General features: G+C 57.9%; 18 protein-coding genes and 1 pseudogene. 7 read left to right on the top strand and 12 right to left on the bottom strand.

The genetic code is table 11. The features are described from left to right. The first annotated feature begins 3 nt into the window (after positions 1-3). The 3 genes from ACVWW3_RS22890 to ACVWW3_RS22880 all read left to right on the top strand — a co-directional run bounded on the left by ACVWW3_RS22890 (position 4) and on the right by ACVWW3_RS22880 (position 2,603). Complete coding sequence (locus tag ACVWW3_RS22890; RefSeq protein WP_456672132.1) at positions 4-1,065, top strand: AAA family ATPase; 1,062 nt, start codon at positions 4-6, stop codon at positions 1,063-1,065. Further along, complete coding sequence (locus ACVWW3_RS22885; RefSeq protein ID WP_456672131.1) at positions 980-1,450, top strand: hypothetical protein; 471 nt, start codon at positions 980-982, stop codon at positions 1,448-1,450. The genes ACVWW3_RS22890 and ACVWW3_RS22885 overlap by 86 nt, the downstream gene beginning before the upstream one ends. A 61-nt stretch (positions 1,451-1,511) precedes the next feature. After that, positions 1,512-2,603 (top strand): hypothetical protein, encoded by a 1,092-nt coding sequence (locus tag ACVWW3_RS22880; RefSeq protein WP_456672130.1) that lies wholly within the window; start codon positions 1,512-1,514, stop codon positions 2,601-2,603. 49 nt (positions 2,604-2,652) lie between these two features. On the opposite strand, the gene ACVWW3_RS22875 is transcribed toward ACVWW3_RS22880, so the two are convergent. Then, on the bottom strand, positions 2,653-4,065 hold the full coding sequence (locus tag ACVWW3_RS22875) for a patatin-like phospholipase family protein (RefSeq protein WP_456672129.1): 1,413 nt from the start codon (positions 4,063-4,065) through the stop codon (positions 2,653-2,655). 1,214 nt (positions 4,066-5,279) lie between these two features. On the opposite strand from ACVWW3_RS22875, the gene ACVWW3_RS22870 reads away from it, so the two are divergent. Then, positions 5,280-5,486, top strand: coding sequence for a hypothetical protein (locus ACVWW3_RS22870; protein ID WP_456648573.1), 207 nt, complete (start codon positions 5,280-5,282; stop codon positions 5,484-5,486). Between the two features lie 652 nt (positions 5,487-6,138). Here ACVWW3_RS22870 and ACVWW3_RS22865 read toward each other — a convergent pair. The 3 genes from ACVWW3_RS22865 to ACVWW3_RS22855 form a co-directional block, all read right to left on the bottom strand. Then, entirely contained in the window at positions 6,139-6,408 is a 270-nt protein-coding gene (locus ACVWW3_RS22865) for a helix-turn-helix domain-containing protein (RefSeq protein ID WP_456648574.1), read from the bottom strand. 606 nt (positions 6,409-7,014) lie between these two features. Then, positions 7,015-7,251, bottom strand: coding sequence for a PilZ domain-containing protein (locus ACVWW3_RS22860; protein WP_247351006.1), 237 nt, complete (start codon positions 7,249-7,251; stop codon positions 7,015-7,017). A 641-nt stretch (positions 7,252-7,892) separates the two neighbouring features. After that, the gene (locus ACVWW3_RS22855; RefSeq protein ID WP_456648575.1) at positions 7,893-8,129 is read right to left on the bottom strand and encodes a hypothetical protein; all 237 of its coding nucleotides are present in this window, start codon (positions 8,127-8,129) and stop codon (positions 7,893-7,895) included. A 16-nt stretch (positions 8,130-8,145) separates the two neighbouring features. Between ACVWW3_RS22855 and ACVWW3_RS22850 the strand changes: the two genes are divergently transcribed. Continuing rightward, entirely contained in the window at positions 8,146-8,268 is a 123-nt protein-coding gene (locus ACVWW3_RS22850) for a hypothetical protein (protein ID WP_456648576.1), read from the top strand. Here the strand turns inward: ACVWW3_RS22850 and ACVWW3_RS22845 are convergent. The 4 genes from ACVWW3_RS22845 to ACVWW3_RS22830 form a co-directional block, all read right to left on the bottom strand. Beyond that, positions 8,265-8,522, bottom strand: a complete 258-nt coding sequence (locus ACVWW3_RS22845; protein ID WP_456648577.1) for a hypothetical protein — start codon at positions 8,520-8,522, stop codon at positions 8,265-8,267. The two genes, ACVWW3_RS22850 and ACVWW3_RS22845, sit on opposite strands and share 4 nt — an antisense overlap. A 262-nt stretch (positions 8,523-8,784) precedes the next feature. Beyond that, positions 8,785-9,297: a septal ring lytic transglycosylase RlpA family protein gene (locus ACVWW3_RS22840; protein WP_456648578.1), complete on the bottom strand. Its 513-nt coding sequence runs from the start codon at positions 9,295-9,297 to the stop codon at positions 8,785-8,787. A gap of 407 nt (positions 9,298-9,704) precedes the next feature. Further along, complete coding sequence (locus tag ACVWW3_RS22835; RefSeq protein WP_456672128.1) at positions 9,705-9,947, bottom strand: hypothetical protein; 243 nt, start codon at positions 9,945-9,947, stop codon at positions 9,705-9,707. Positions 9,948-9,978: 31 nt separating this feature from the next. Next, positions 9,979-10,209: a hypothetical protein gene (locus ACVWW3_RS22830; RefSeq protein ID WP_456648580.1), complete on the bottom strand. Its 231-nt coding sequence runs from the start codon at positions 10,207-10,209 to the stop codon at positions 9,979-9,981. A gap of 308 nt (positions 10,210-10,517) precedes the next feature. Between ACVWW3_RS22830 and ACVWW3_RS22825 the strand changes: the two genes are divergently transcribed. Next, the gene (locus ACVWW3_RS22825; protein ID WP_456648581.1) at positions 10,518-10,724 is read left to right on the top strand and encodes a cold-shock protein; all 207 of its coding nucleotides are present in this window, start codon (positions 10,518-10,520) and stop codon (positions 10,722-10,724) included. Positions 10,725-10,756: 32 nt separating this feature from the next. Here the strand turns inward: ACVWW3_RS22825 and ACVWW3_RS22820 are convergent, their stop codons facing one another. Next, positions 10,757-11,143 (bottom strand): hypothetical protein, encoded by a 387-nt coding sequence (locus ACVWW3_RS22820; protein WP_456648582.1) that lies wholly within the window; start codon positions 11,141-11,143, stop codon positions 10,757-10,759. Positions 11,144-11,763: 620 nt separating this feature from the next. Here ACVWW3_RS22820 and ACVWW3_RS22815 point away from each other — a divergent pair. After that, positions 11,764-11,934 (top strand): hypothetical protein, encoded by a 171-nt coding sequence (locus ACVWW3_RS22815; protein ID WP_456648583.1) that lies wholly within the window; start codon positions 11,764-11,766, stop codon positions 11,932-11,934. Between the two features lie 394 nt (positions 11,935-12,328). On the opposite strand, the pseudogene ACVWW3_RS22810 reads toward ACVWW3_RS22815, so the two are convergent. The 3 genes and pseudogenes from ACVWW3_RS22810 to ACVWW3_RS22800 all read right to left on the bottom strand — a co-directional run bounded on the left by ACVWW3_RS22810 (position 12,329) and on the right by ACVWW3_RS22800 (position 14,464). Then, positions 12,329-12,929, bottom strand: a pseudogene (locus ACVWW3_RS22810) (LabA-like NYN domain-containing protein). Between the two features lie 858 nt (positions 12,930-13,787). After that, the gene (locus ACVWW3_RS22805) at positions 13,788-14,186 is read right to left on the bottom strand and encodes an ATP-dependent DNA ligase (protein ID WP_456672127.1); all 399 of its coding nucleotides are present in this window, start codon (positions 14,184-14,186) and stop codon (positions 13,788-13,790) included. Then, positions 14,135-14,464: a hypothetical protein gene (locus ACVWW3_RS22800; protein ID WP_456648585.1), complete on the bottom strand. Its 330-nt coding sequence runs from the start codon at positions 14,462-14,464 to the stop codon at positions 14,135-14,137. The genes ACVWW3_RS22805 and ACVWW3_RS22800 overlap by 52 nt, the downstream gene beginning before the upstream one ends. Between the last annotated feature and the right edge of the window lie 311 nt (positions 14,465-14,775).

Genomic DNA, 14,775 nt, shown 5'->3' with positions numbered 1-14,775 from the left:
CCAATGCCAGCCTGGCAGGTCCTGGGAACAACCGAAGTGGAAAGCCGCTTCGAGGCTCAGCACAAAACCCGATTGGCGCCGCCAATTGGGCGTGACGAGGAAATCGAGATGCTCTTGCGTCGCTGGCAGCACGCCAGGCGTGGCGAAGGTTGCGCGGTGATGCTCATCGGAGAGCCCGGTATCGGCAAGTCGCACATTGCGCTGGCGCTTGAGGAGCGGCTCGAGGCCGAACCGCATATCACGGTGCGCCAGTTCTGCTCGGCGCACCACACCAACAGTGCGCTGTATCCTTTCACCCGCCAGCTTGAACGCGCTGCCCGGTTCGAGCGGGGCGACCCGCCCGCAGAGAAGTTCGCTAAGCTCGAGGCTCTGCTCGTGCGGGCTGATGCCGACCGCGTGTTGCTACCTCTGGCCAACCTTCTGTCGCTACCACCAAGTGAGCGCTACCGCATTCCAGAGCTGAGCCCGCAGAAGCGCAAGGAGATGACATTGGCGGCGTTTTTGACTCAGCTCAATCTCTTGGCGGAGCGACAGCCCGTGTTCGTCATTGTGGAGGATGTCCATTGGGCAGATCCGACGTCGCTGGAGCTGCTCACGATGACCTTGGAACAGCTACCGCGGCTTCGGGTGCTGCTGCTCATCACCGCGAGGCCAGAGTTCACGCCGCCCTGGCCAGGTCATGCGCATGTGACCACGATCTCGCTCACGCGGCTGAACCGACGCAACGGGGCGGCGCTAATCGAGCGCGTCACCTCCGGCAAGACGCTCCCGGAAGAGGTAATGGAGCAGATCCTCGCCCGCACCGATGGCGTGCCCCTATTCGTGGAGGAACTGACTAAGACTGTGCTCGAAACCGGGCTATTACATGAGCAGGGCGATCACTACGTCCTCAACCGTCCTCTGCCCCCCGATGGCGATTCCGACGAGTTTGCACGCATCACTGATGGCGAGGCTCGATCGATTGGCTCCGGTGAGGGAGGTGGCTCAGATCGGCGCTGTGGTGGGTCGCGAGTTCTCCTACGAACTGCTGAGCACCGTAGCCGGGTTGCCAAAAGAGAGACTTGAGGAGGCGCTTGCGCAGCTGGTTCGGTCGGAGTTGATATTCTGCCGGGGCGAGATACCCCAGGCGGTCTATACCTTCAAGCACGCGCTTGTGCGGGAGGCTGCCTATTCGGGACTGCTGAAGAGCCGACGCGCAGCGCTGCATGCCACGATCGCAGACGCCTTCGAGCAACGGTTCCCGGAAATTGTGGAGACGCAACCTGAAACTCTCGCGCACCATCTGAAGGAGGCCGGGCAGTTCCAAAGGGCGGAGGCATATTGGCTGCGCGCCGGCAAGAAGGCCGCCATGCGCTCGGCCAACCTTGAGGCCATCGCGCACTTGCAACGAGGTATCGAGGCCTCGCGACCATCTGCCCGACAGCGCGCGAAAGGACAGGTTGGAACTTGACTTCCAATTCGCTCTTGGGCCTTGCCTGATCGCTACTCAAGGACCAGCCTCGAACAAGGCGATGGCAACCTTTGCCCGCGCGCGTGAGCTGTGCGAGCGCCTTGGAGACCCTCCCGAGCAACTCCAGGTGATGTTCTGGTTGACCACCGCGAGCGTAATGCGCGGTGAGTTGCCGGTGGCTGAGGAAACGATCGCCGCCCTGCTCCAACTCGCCGAAACGCGCGACGATCGACCGACGTTGCTCAATGCGATGCGCGGGCAGGGGATGATCCGCCTTTTCATGGGACGTCTGATCGGTGCCCATGAAGCGATCGAACGGGCCTACGATGCCTTTGAGGCGAGCAGCGAGGAGGATAGGCTGGCGGCACGTGTGGCCGGCCAGGATGCCGGCGTGGCTGACCTGGCGTTGATGTCGTGGGCGCTCTGGCTGCTCGGCCACGCTGATACGGCACTCACGCGAGTGAACGTCGCCATTCAGCGTGCCGACGCCATCAGTCATCCGCATTCGCAGGCGTATGCTTGTTACTATGCATGCATTCTTCACGCCCTACGCGGCGAGTTCCTGACTGCGCAAGGTCATGCCGAACGCTGTATCGCCCTGTCAGAGGAGCATGGATTCCGGCAATGGCGCTTGGCGCGTGCTATTCGGGGCATATGCGTGGCGTCGCTCGAACCTTCACCCAGCGCACTCGGGGAGATCCGTGCCGCGTTGGACGAATATCGCAGCGCAGGTTATCAGCTGGCCATCACCGCGCTCTACGTGCTTTTGTGTCCGCCATTGTTGATTGGTCACGACTACGAGGCGGCGCTGGAATTGATCGAGCACGGCCTCGCTACAACGAGCCGAAATAGCGAACGAATTTTGGAGGCCGAATTGTATCGGCTGAAGGCACGGGTGCTGGTCGTCCGCGGCGGACCAGACGTCGAAGCCGAAGCGCAGGCACTGCTCGAGCAGGCAATAAATACGGCAAGAAGCCAACACGCCAAGACGCTTGAGCTTCGAGCCGCAATGGACCGTGCCGCGCTGTGGATCGATCAGGGCAGACGCGAGGAAGCGCTCAATTTCCTCGCGCCGATTTATGCCAGCTTCACCGAAGGCTTCGAGACGCACGATCTAAAGGAGGCAAAGGTGCTTCTCGATGGGCTGCGGTAATCCAACCGGGACAACGCATGCCCAGATCCAAATCCGCAACGCGATCTGCTTACTTTGGCTTGGCGCCACTAGCCGCCTTCTTTAGAGCCGCATAAGTACGATCTCGCAGCTCTAACCAATTCGGGTCGTCCTGTGGATTCTCGTTTATGAAAATGGGCTTGAGCAGCTTGTCGTCTTTACTATTCGCCTTAATCTCGTTTTCCGCTTTGTTAAACGCGTCGATTGCTTGTTTGGCGGCGGCGTATCCCAGCGTTATCGAATTTTCGAGATTGCTGTGATTCCATTTGAAATTGATGTGCCCCCCCGGCACGTGAATCTCGATGACTACGCCTCTCCAAGGTTTTTTCCCGTTCTTCCCGTCCGCGGCTGGTTTGTCGAGCATCCCGCACTCGACTGCTTTCTCGAGTATCCCGGCTTCGGCTGCTCTGTCGAGTGTGTGCGCCTCTTTGACGTGATATTTGAAAAGCTTGACGTCATCCTCGCCGACCGTTGCCGCAAACAGTTGGCAGAGATTTGCTAGCGCATCGTGAAGATTTTCCGGCCTGCGGATTTGCTTCGCATCGACGATCCGGCTCACCCAGATTTCGTCCAAATCGGGGTGCTCCTCGAGCAAGCTATCGAAGTTCACAGTATCGACTAACGCCCCTTCGCAATATGTAACTTGGTCGATCTCAACCGTCCCTTCGACGAAGGGAAGAGACGAACACGCACACAGGCTGCGTGAGTCGATAGCTCCCTTGTACTGCTTTTTCTCGTCCTCCTTCATCCGACGATTGGAAAACAGCGCCAGCTTCTGTTCGTCGAGATTCCAGGCGTTGTGATAGATGTGTGGCATTCGGTCCTTTTTCAGCTCGCCGAAGTTTATGCTCTTCATAAACTCGCTATCCGGATAGTTGATCCTGGACAGGCCGTTGACTTTGGACAAGTACATCAGAGAGGTGAGGTATCGGACGAATGGATTAGGTGCGAGCACCTCATTGAGTATCCAGTTGTTGATGTCTCCTTCGCGCCATTCCTTGAAGGGTTCTTCACCACGAGGCAGACGGTTGAACCAAGCGGACATGGTGCCCTGGATCTGTTCCATCATCTTGTACGGTTGCCATCGGAAATCACTGTAACTTTTGGGATCGGTGACGAAGTCCTGGAAGGCCTTGATGTTGGCGTTCCAATCCGCCCCGAATACGGTGTTTATGGGGAAACGCTTATAGCCTTCATCGTCCCGAAACACGCCGTCCCTGAAGAATTCATAGGTCAGTTCGGCTCTGCTTTTGTTTTCTTTTTTGATTTTCTCTTCATTGAATTGATTGTGGACGATGCCAACCCAAGCGCCGATGCAGGACAACGCCCACACATCAGACTTATCGTCGAACGTCTTGCCGACTTCTGCAAGCGCTTTCAGAACCCCGATGTGTAGTCCTGCTGCCGGTCCGCCGCCGCCGAGCGTGATCGCTCTCTTCACCATTGGTTCCTCCATCTAATTTACGTGTGGCTTATTCTCCGATCAAGTTTTGAATTCCGTGAAGAGGAAGAGATTAATCGTTTTCGGGATCATTGGAAAGCGCGGTTGACGTCGACATTCGACGCTTTCTCGGACCTGCGCATCGCACTAACGCACCTCCGCTGTAGGCGCGGGCTTGCGTATCGCGCGCGGTCACAACGAGTGCTGAACATCGTTGGAATGAAACCGCTGCTGGCAGCGGTGAGGGCGTGATACTGGCGCGGTGCGCCCCGTTGCGGTTCATGGGGAGCGTAAAAAAGAGCTCGAACTTGCCTCAGGATGAGTTCTGGCCGAGCGGCCGTGAAACCTGCCCAAATTGATCGGACTGCGGCAGCCCGAGTTCGACCCGCCGATCCCCGCGTCATGCAATAGTGTTTTTATACGACCAAGATGCGATAGGTGCCATTCCGAGATTGGCCATACACGGTGTTGCACAACGGCCCGGTGAATGGCCGAGCAGGGGCCTTTGGGACCACAGCGCTGGCCCGGAACGACATTGTGTATACAGAGCTGCCCGTTTCTGTTTTGCCGAGCCTGATGAGCAGGCAAATGGCTTCAGCCACTCGACCCCAATATTATGCGTTTGCTGTCTCTGCGCTGAGTGATGAGGTAATTAACACAGAGGCCGCTGGCTTGCGCCTCTCTGACAGCGCCGTTTGCTTGTCCGGTCTCATCACCACTATCATTGAAGCTCTTGGTGATGCAGTGTGACAAACCCGATATTCGCCCGTGTCGTCAGCTCTGGGTTCGGAGCTCGGCTAAACCAGTTGGTAGGCGATGAACCCTCTGTTGATGGGGCCGCAGCCGACTAGCGCCAGGAAAACAGTCAGGGCTTCTGTCGGTTTTGAAGTTCAATTCTCTAGATTTGATTTGTAAGGCAAAGATCAGAAAATTATATCAGCAGTTTATTTGATTCGTTATATTGATATTTATTGGATGTGCGGAGCGCGCCGCGTATTCGGATTTACAAAAAGCTGAACGACAGAATTGGAAACTCAGTGCCAGCGCAGCCCCGACAGCCGAGCGCGACTCAAACAGCGGATAGCTCAGCCTGTAAGAAGGAACAACGTTAGGCTCGTCTAGATGCGAGCGTCGAACGGGTGGCCAACCTGTACTCGTTTGAATGCCGGCCGCCGCGCTAGTTGAACGCCTCACTGCCAAACCAAACGGAGGGTAAGATGAAGAGTGCGCTCGCGATCATTGCTGTTGCTTCTTTCATTGTTTCGTTTTCGTTGGAAGTAAAAGCGCAAACCATGCCGCCCGCTAGCGGTGCGGCAAAATCTAAGGCGCCGGTGGCGCAACCAGCGAAGGGCGCGGCCGCGCAGAAAAGGATGATGACCACCTGCACCCCCCGTCAAAAAATGTCCGGAGCAGCCTGCTCGTAACAAGCCGAAGGCCGCCGACTTAGGCGGCCCGCTAGAGCGGAAACGAGCGGTCGGGCCACCGATCGTCGTGCTTGTCCACTACTCCCCTTGGTTCGCGGATTGGGAAGCCACGGCTGCCTTTCGACAAACGGTCGGGCCGCGTATTCGCCAGCGCAGGCGGGCCGACTAGCATGGTCTCGCCACTACAACCACGTTCGAACCTAGCGTTGCTCGCGATGACGAATTGCTGCTCGCGGTGCTTCAGCGCGACTGGAGATCTAGGGGTATCGGTCGGTACAGTTGTGGCCGTTGCGCGTGAACAGCCGCACGGCTTTGAAACACGCGCCCGCGAGCCGCAGCACATCGCGGCCCGCACTCGCTCAAGCTCGTCAACAATGAAGCCGGGAAATTGCAATAAGTGGAGAGCTGACGAACGCGGAGCAAGATACCGGCTGTCCCTTTTGAAAGCAGTCGTGGTCTGCCAGTCGGATTGCGACAAAAAAGGGCAGCAGCTGCGGATTGTTCGGACCGGCAGCTTACGCGGCGCTAACCTATGCGCTCGGCGTCCGTCAGAATACCTCGATCGCCACGATTCATAAGCGGCCCGAGCTGCAGAGTTGTTTTTATCCGCTAGCCGGCATCCGGCGCTAAGTTAGTATTTGCTCGGACGATACTATAACCCGAAGCCAGCTTTGGTGATCTTTGATCCTCCACTTGGGTTTAGCTCATGCAGATATTCAGGGCTGAACTCGGCTACAGCTTGCAGTTCCTGTGCGCGGAGCAGAGTAACGGTGTGGTTTTCCCATTCGCTGAGGCCCAAAGCCCTGAGTTCCTGGATCGTCCTGTTCGCGTGAACTACTGAAAGCCCACATGCATCGGCAACATCTTGCTGGGTGAGCGGGATCCGGTAGCTACCGTTGTCCGCCAGCCCGACGAATTCCATGCGAGTGGTAAGCTCGCAAAGAAGATGCGCGAGTCGACCTAAGGATTGGCGCGCTCCGAGATCTCAACCCATTCGCGATAGATGGCAGCCTGTATCAGCGTTTCGCGCCAAAACGCGTGTGTAAGTCCGAGAGAGTCGGTCATCATCTCTCTGAGAGATGAATGGGGCACAGCGGCTATCGTCGAATTGCCTACGCTGCAAAGATCACAATCCGTGATCGGCAAATGCAGGGTAGGCAAGTCGGGCATGTCCCCAGCCAGGTGGAATGACGAGATCTGATTTCGATCATTCACCACTCTTTGCCGAGCTAGAATGCCGTCGATCACCACGATGCAGCTGCTGGGCTTGCCCCGTCAGGGCAGCAGGCGTTGCCGCAATATCATTTGGCAAGCGATCCTCGTAGCGGCTCAGCATGCGGATTTAGTCGATCTGCTAGGTCTCTCAAGCGCGCCCGTGGTCCCTCCTGACGCGCCACAATGACCCAGTAAACTACTGTTTCTCGAGATGCGCATTCCGGATTTCAATCTTGACGCGAGGCTACCTCTCACAAAAGTCAGCGCTTTGCCCCAAGATCTTCCACCTGCATCCGCATGAGTTGGTGGCGCATCAATAGAATGCGACGGCGATACGTTTTTCTTTACGCCAGACGACTGAACAGCGACGTGGGCCACCGTCCGGAATGACAGTCAGCGCGAATTCGTCCGGAATCTTTTCATCTCCTGCAACATCAAGGGCGGCACCGTATTCAGAGATGCTGCGAATCAAGCAATTTGCCTTCGAACGGCCGAAGCTGATTGAGCCGGACTTTGGGATGCGTGTCGAATGAGAACTGTTCTGCTCCATAATTTTTCTCCGAGTAAAGGGTTCGCCCCGCAGAGCGGAAATCGATTGTCGTCGGGAGCCTACTACGATCAAAAAAGAGTTCGCTAGAATCTCGGGACTCGATTCAATCTTAGCGCCCTGAATTAAACTACAACAAAGACTGTTACACCAAAGATGCAAATAAATCGAATTAAATCGACAGCGGAAGGTCTATGACGAATGCAAAATGGCTGCACCAGTGCAAGCGGCCCTTAAGATCGCTCATACAGCCGTCGGTTATTTATCTCGATCCCGCGGGCACTTGTCAGTCTCTGCGGCCGCCGACGGGGACCGGATGGGGTCGATGCGGGTTGCTGAGACCGCGCTACTTTGCGCGCTTGCGCGAGATCGTGAAAAGCGTCGACCCAAGCAACATCGCGATGACCAAAGAATATCGCATGCTCCTATCTCCGCCGGTTAACTCGGACGATACATCAAAACGCTGGACGGCACGCTATATTGGCGCACCCTAGACTGCTCCGGACCGCAGAGTGCCCATACCCGCACAGTTTCTCGCGCAGGTGGCCGGAGTCCGTTGTGCATCACAAGCCGCCGATCACGGCCAAGATGGGAGACTTCCGCTTTGCGTTGGTAGGCCAACGTTATGAGTACACGTCGTAGCTTCACGGCTTCCGGCGCCGCTTCCCTGCGGGGTTCCTCAACAGCGGGCGCATGACTTCGATGCTGGTGATGCTGTTTTCAAATCCGGGCGGCAGCGGCATCAATTCGGGCGCGGCATCGTTGCAGGCCGGGCAGGGGTCGCCTGCGCCGTAGAGCCGCAGGCCTTTGGCCCGTCCCAGGGGGCGGTCGGGATGGTTCTCGCAGACCCAGTGGGTGCCGTCACAGCGGGCGCACGCCACGTCGGGTCATCCGTCAATGCGACGCGGGCTCTTCCTCGATCTTCTGCCCGTGCAGATGGTCGAGCACATCGCCGAGGTCGCGCATGTCCAGCATCTTGCCGCAGATGGTGCAGCGGATGAAGTGGTCGCTCTCGCTTAGAGGCGCAGGGCCTTGCGGCTTTGCCCTCCCGGAACATCACCCGGCGCCGGAAAATCAAGACCTACAAAGCCGTCAAGGAAGGCACCGCGCGCTCGGTGATCATCGACAGTACCGGCCACATCGCAGAGGTGGCGAGATAGCGTGCCGGTTGGCGTCGCAATCTCCATGTCGACGACGCGAAACGAGCCGTGATTTTCGTAAACGTAGCGAAGGTGCCAGACCGGGCCGAGTTCTGGCGAAATGGCAAAAGTCATGCAACGCGCTTGTGATGTTGTGAACGGCATCGCGTTGCCCGACCGGTGCGGAGAACATCGCGTCTATCAGCGCGGCCAGGCTCATGCCGCCGACCACCATGCCTCGTGCAGCTTCGTCGCCGTGAGTTAGCTGGAGGGCGGTCACGATGACCGCAATAGCGTCAGGGTTTCTTAGAGGCACGGCAGGTTCAGACCCAAAGGCGGACCGCTGATGTAAGGACGCGGGGCGGATTGCTTATTTTCGCAACTCGATGGACGACTGCTACAACACCTCAGCACGAACCTGAGCCACGCCACGATCCGTAATCCCCAAGGTGCGCGCGGCGGCGAGCGAGAGGTCGAGGACGCGGCCACGAACCCATGGTCCGCGGTCGGTGATCCGAACCACCACCGAATTATTCGTCTCAAGATCAAGGACTCGGACTCTCGTGCCGAACGGCAGACGGCGGTGCGCCGCGGTTAGTTGATTCCGATCAAACGATGAACCGCTCGCTGTCTTGCCTTTGGAATACGAATAGTAGGAGGCTTTTCCGGAAAAGACTCGGTTGAAAGATTGAATGCTCGAACGATCATTCAAGGGCTCTTGTCTGTTCGGAGGTTGCGCTTGCGGCTCATCCTTCTTTATCTGATCGAGTCCTTCAGGAGCGGGCTCCGCGTGAGCCTTTGGAATGATGGACCATCTGTCATTGAATGTTTGCCCGACAGCAGGGGTCGGGTGAAGCCCCGTCCAAGCGGAGATTGTTGCAATCACAATCATTCCAGAAAACAGACGCATGATCGACCTTACTAAAGATCACAAAACACAAGAACAATGCAAACTCCTGGGGCGCGTTCCGGCATGTGCGGGAATCCTGTGCCGAAAGGTGATACCGTACCGATAGTTGGGGATGTGTTGCACGGCGCAGCGTGGACGCAGTGCAGCAAGCAGACAGCCCGCTGCAACGCATCACGTTAATCGGCGAGCAGTTCTAGAACTCTCTGGCGAAGTGAGCGTCGACACCGCGTGCGTGCAGGCGGTTCAATCAGTAGCGTGAATGTCTTCGCCCCATTGTAGAGACTGGGAGGACATTGAACGGACCGCAACAATTCATGGGGCGAGAGGCCGCGAGCCCGCGTAAGACGCTCCGTACGCTATTCAGCCTCGCTCGCAGTGGATCGCAAACGGACGTAACGACCGGCTCGTCACGTTGGTCCGTCATCGCGGCGCGTGGGGACGTTGAAATCCCGCGCGGCAAGCTCCAGCTCGAGCTCAGTGATCCGCTCAAAGATGCGAGCAGCAATCGCCTCCGATTCTTCCGCGGTTAAGGATCGTATGCCCCGCAAAGCAAGCTCGTCTCTGAGAACCTTCGCCACAATCAATTGGATGGCCATTTGATCAACAAGTCCAAAAACCATGATCAAACCGCAACCGAAGAGCGAGCGCAAGTGGTTGAGCGATTTCCCCGCGGTGCTCCGGCTAGCCGTCTCGCAACGGAATGCCGAAGCTGTCGCAGGTATCTAGGCTGTTTGATTGATCGCAGTGCGCTTCGCTTGAGCACGAGCTGACCCGCATCTCCAATTTCGATTGCTCCTCACTTAGGCGCCTTTCGACAAACTGGCGCTCGAACTCCGTCAGATTGGTCTGCAATAAAAGGCGATAGCGTTGAATACTGTTGCAATGTGCACGCGCCAAGGGGTCGTCAATCATCGTGTCTTCCTGTGACAGATATCGCAATCCATTCATCGCTTGCTTAATGGGCGCGTGAGCCGAGCAGCATTGCACCACATCGCAGGAGCGGAGTCTCCCGCGCGGTCGTCCATCGTAGTGAGCGTTTCTTTCCCGATCTGTGAACTAGTTCACAATCAGCGGCGGGTCGTCTCCCGCAATGGCTCGCCCCTTATCAGACTACTGATCGCTTCGAAAACACTCTCCGACGTCGCGCGCTGCGGATTTTTGCTTGTCAGCCCCAAAGCAGTCGACCTAGGCTATGTTCATTATTCAACCGGGAGGCGGACGTGGCGACAGGCATTGTGAAGTGGTTTAACGCAACCAAGGGATTCGGTTTCATCCAGCCCGATGACGGCGGCCAGGATGTTTTCGTGCATATCAGCGCAGTGGAGCGCGCCGGCTTATCGGGCTTGGCTGAGGGGCAGAAGGGCTCCTATGAGGTCCAACTTGACCGCAAGCGCGGCAAGAGCAGCGCGGAAAATCTGCGCGTCTGACGGCTGCCGCGACCATGACGCTGCGGTATTGATCACTGCACCTTTTGTCCGAGGTCTCTCAGGAGCGCGTGGAGAAAGTCACTTGCATGGTCGTATCGCGCGTTGCCATCAGTGATTTGACGGGCGCGCGGCTCCATTAAGCGGCCAACGGTTTCGGAGCCGAGCAGCTCAACTCTGTCCGACCACTGCAGCAGTAAATTATCGGGAATGTCTTCCGCAGATCCGAATAGCTTCAGAAGGCAATGTTCGCCCCCGGGTTTGTGGTCGTGATGAACCTTCGCAGCATAGAAAGCGAACAACCCGCGAAAGGCATCACGGGAAACGGCAGGTTTTGCCATTGCAATATCCCCCGGAGAAATTGAGTTCTCAATAGGTGCAAATCTGAAGCCCTCGTGCGGAAAAGCCAGCAAAAAACTCATTTCGCACTGCACCTCACGCAAAGAGGCCGCCCGAAAGGCGGCCTCAGTAGTTCATTACGTTGGTCCAAAATCGTGCTGATAATCGGCTGTCGCCAGGCGACGCGTGAAAAGCAGATTAGCGAGAAAGGTCCCAGCCCCGGTGCCGGGAGGATGGCGGGTGGCTTACCTCTGCCCAGCAGGATCTGACAAATTCGGAAAAAAGTCGCGACTCTTACCCTATGTTCTATTCAGTTTCTCGACTGGAACCCTGGTCGAATGCTCGTGATCTATCTGGCGAAATCCGGCTCCGCGATTCACATAGTGGAATGTGAAGCTGCAAAGGTACGCTAACGTGAGGTGGCGTCGCGGCTCAACGCTGACGCTTCTGCTCTACTCCAGCCAGACTGCCGGAGCTTGAAGCCGCGGCGCCAAAAACCTAGGCCCCCGCCCGGGTGCTGGTCGGGCTCGGCTGAGCCGCGCCACGTACTGAGTTCAATTCTGCACGCAACATGCTCTTAACCTCCGCGCAGCTCTACGCTGTACCCACTGCGGAAGGCGGCATAGTTTTGACAGGTCACCATCAAAGAGAGACTGAGCATGTGCGAGTTTGGGGGCGGATTCAGGCAAACCTGGACGTCGTCTTGGAGCAGGTCTGTGCTGAACTGCCCAATGGCGGGGATCACGCAAGCCGCCGCTATATCGCCGAGCAACTGATTGAAGCTGCGCGGGCCGGAAAGATCAGTCTGGGTGAACTAACCTCGGCTGGTCGCCGCGCTCTTGTCTACTTGAAGAATGCGCCGAAGTCGGCCTAGCACTCCCTACCGGCAGCGCCGTGCAGGCGCAGCGCCAGCTCTCAGGCGGGAAGCAGCTGGTACTCGGCGGCGATGAGGTCCTGCAAGGCGGCTAGGAGCCGCTGTCGGCTCGCTGGGCGCGTGCATCGGCGACATCGGAGGTGGCGCCGGTTTTCGCCTGGATCGAAGCACACGATCCGGCTCGGATAGACAGATTGGCCGGAGAGGATGTGCTGCAGGACGGTTTCGAGGTCAGGACCAACTTTTCGCACGACTTGTGCTGGGATTTGCGACGGGGATTTGCTCATTCCCCCGGGCTGGGAAGCCGTATCCTAGCAGGCGGCGGTTCCTTTCTTCTCAAAGGGCCGTGATTAACCTGCTCAAATTCATCGAAGCGGGCGCCCGCCTTAACAGTCTAGTCGTGAGGGTCGTTTCCCTTCGGCTCCTGCAAGAATTTTGGCATGTGTCCACGCGCTTCACGATCGCGCGGGGCGGCGCGGCCGAGCTTGGCCTGCAGCTCGACCAGATCGGTGAAGACGTCGGCCTGGCGGCGCAGCTCGTCGGCGATCATCGGCGGCTGGCTGGCGATCGTGGAAATCACGGTGACCCGCACGCCGCGGCGCTGAACGGCCTCGACCAGGGAGCGGAAGTCGCCGTCACCCGAGAACAGCACCATCTGGTCGATGTGTTCGGCGAGCTCCATGGCGTCCACGGCGAGCTCGATGTCCATGTTACCCTTGACCTTGCGGCGGCCGGACGCGTCGATGAACTCCTTGGTCGCCTTCGTGACGACGGTGTAGCCGTTGTAGTCGAGCCAGTCGATCAGGGGGCGGATCGAGGAGTATTCCTGATCCTCAATGATCGCGGTGTAGTAGAACGCCCGAAGCAGCGTCCCGCGGCTCTGAAACTCCTTCAGCAGGCGCTTGTAATCGATGTCGAAGCCGAGAGTTTTCGCCGTCGCGTAGAGATTGGTTCCATCGATGAAGCGCGATCTTGTCCGTAGAGGAAGGTGACATTCAGTTCACGCTTTCGGTGAAGCAACGCGGATCAAGCTGAAAGCATCGCGGGCGCGCGAAGCAGAGGGCCTTCGCATTCTATATAGATCGCTACCGAAGATCGTCGAGGAGACGGATGCTTTAAGCTTCAGCTATTTTCAAATCGTATCACGCCTTGGAAGTCTGACATCAGCCGAAAGTCGGCCTGTCAGATTTGTAACGTGTCCTATCTTTTTGCAGGTGCTTGTTTCAGAGTGCTCGCGCCGTGACCGTTGGCGATTTTGCTCTGTTTGATCTTTGGATCCACCGGCGGGTCCGCGGCTGTCGGTGGTCTGTCTCAGCTCCAGGCGGAGACGTTCTCCTGGTCGGAACCGACGAAGCCGACCCCGCAGCTCAATAGATGGCTTCTCGAGCCGTGTTCCAGTTGCTGCTGACGGCTCCTTACCGCAATGGAATGAAATCTAAAGATACGTCGGCACGTGGCGCCGACCATGCGAGGAGGCGCTTTCGGCGGCGGATCGCCTAGGCACACAAGGAGGTCGGGGCCGTTATAGGCGTGCAGACGACGACCCACGTCAAGGTTTTGGGAACTCGCTAACGATCATCATTCAAATTAATGTTTAGCTTCAACGGAAAATCAGAAATCGAGCGCGACTCACATTAGTGTAGTGCCTGGTCGCGGCCGCCCCGCGACCAAGCGGTCGAACGCCACGGCCTTTCCAAAAACCCCGGGGCAATGGTTGCTCGGCCGCTGCAGCTAACATCGTCCCTAAAAGGGTAAGCAACACGACCTTAGGGCGTTGCGGCTGAATGCCGGCAACCTTACTCAAATGCCACGCCTTGGCGGTGGAAATCGAGCCCCTCACAGATCCAGGGGAGTCACAGCTCCCGCTCCATTGCGGGATGGCTGCGGTTCTTGATCTTCACCCAATGTTTCTGCCGCTCGCCGCGGTGCGGCCGATCACGGTATTTCGAGACCAGCCCTTCCAGTCCCATGCGGCAGGCCGCCCGGAAACGCTTCGGCCCGATCTCGCCGCGCTCGAATAGCGCGACGGTGATCCCGTCCGGCCGGTGAGCCAATAGCCGCTGCAGGTTGGTCTTGCGCAGGTGCAGCGGGAGCTGCCGGCTATGGTCACCGCCCATTGCCAGCACGTCGCTCGCATAAAGCTGGGCTTCATGGTCGTGCTTGCTCGAGCGCAGCGCGTTGAATTCAGAAGTCCATCCTTTTATGCCGGAAATCGGTTTGCCACACTGAAGATGCGCATGGGCGCGACGCACTTCTTGTGGGTGACGCTGCCGAAAGTTGCGACCGAGATGGCGCTGTGCGTGCTCTGATACAATCTGACACGGGTGCTGAACATCGTCGGGATGAAACCGCTGCTGGCGGCGGTGAGGGCGTGATACGGGCGCTGGCGCGCGCCATTGCGGTTCATGGGGCGCCTAAAAAAGAGCCCCCGACATTGCGTCATGATGAGTTCTGGTCGAGTGGCTCGCAAAATTTGCCCAAATTCACCGGACCGCGGTAGCCCGAGTTCGCCCGCGCCGGTCTGCGTCATGCAACAGCGTTTTTACACGACCAAGGCCCGTTGCAGACCTATGTCGCTACATTGAACCTGAGCCACGCCACGATCCGTAATCCCAAGCTGCGCGCCGCGGCGAGCGAGAGGTCGAGGACGCGGCCACGGACCGATGGCTCGTCACGTCGTCGCCGCTCGAGGGGATGTTGAAATCCCGCGCGGCAAGCTCCAGCTCGAGTTCAGTGATCCGCTCAAAGATGCGAGCAGCAATCGCTCCCGACTCTTCCGCGTGAAAAGATAGGCTTTTAGCGGCATTTTGGGAGTCGGGAACAACCGGCAATCCGAGTACG

The sequence above is a fragment of the Bradyrhizobium sp. LM2.9 genome (genome assembly GCF_054056555.1).
This window is presented reverse-complemented; position numbering and strand designations above follow the sequence as displayed.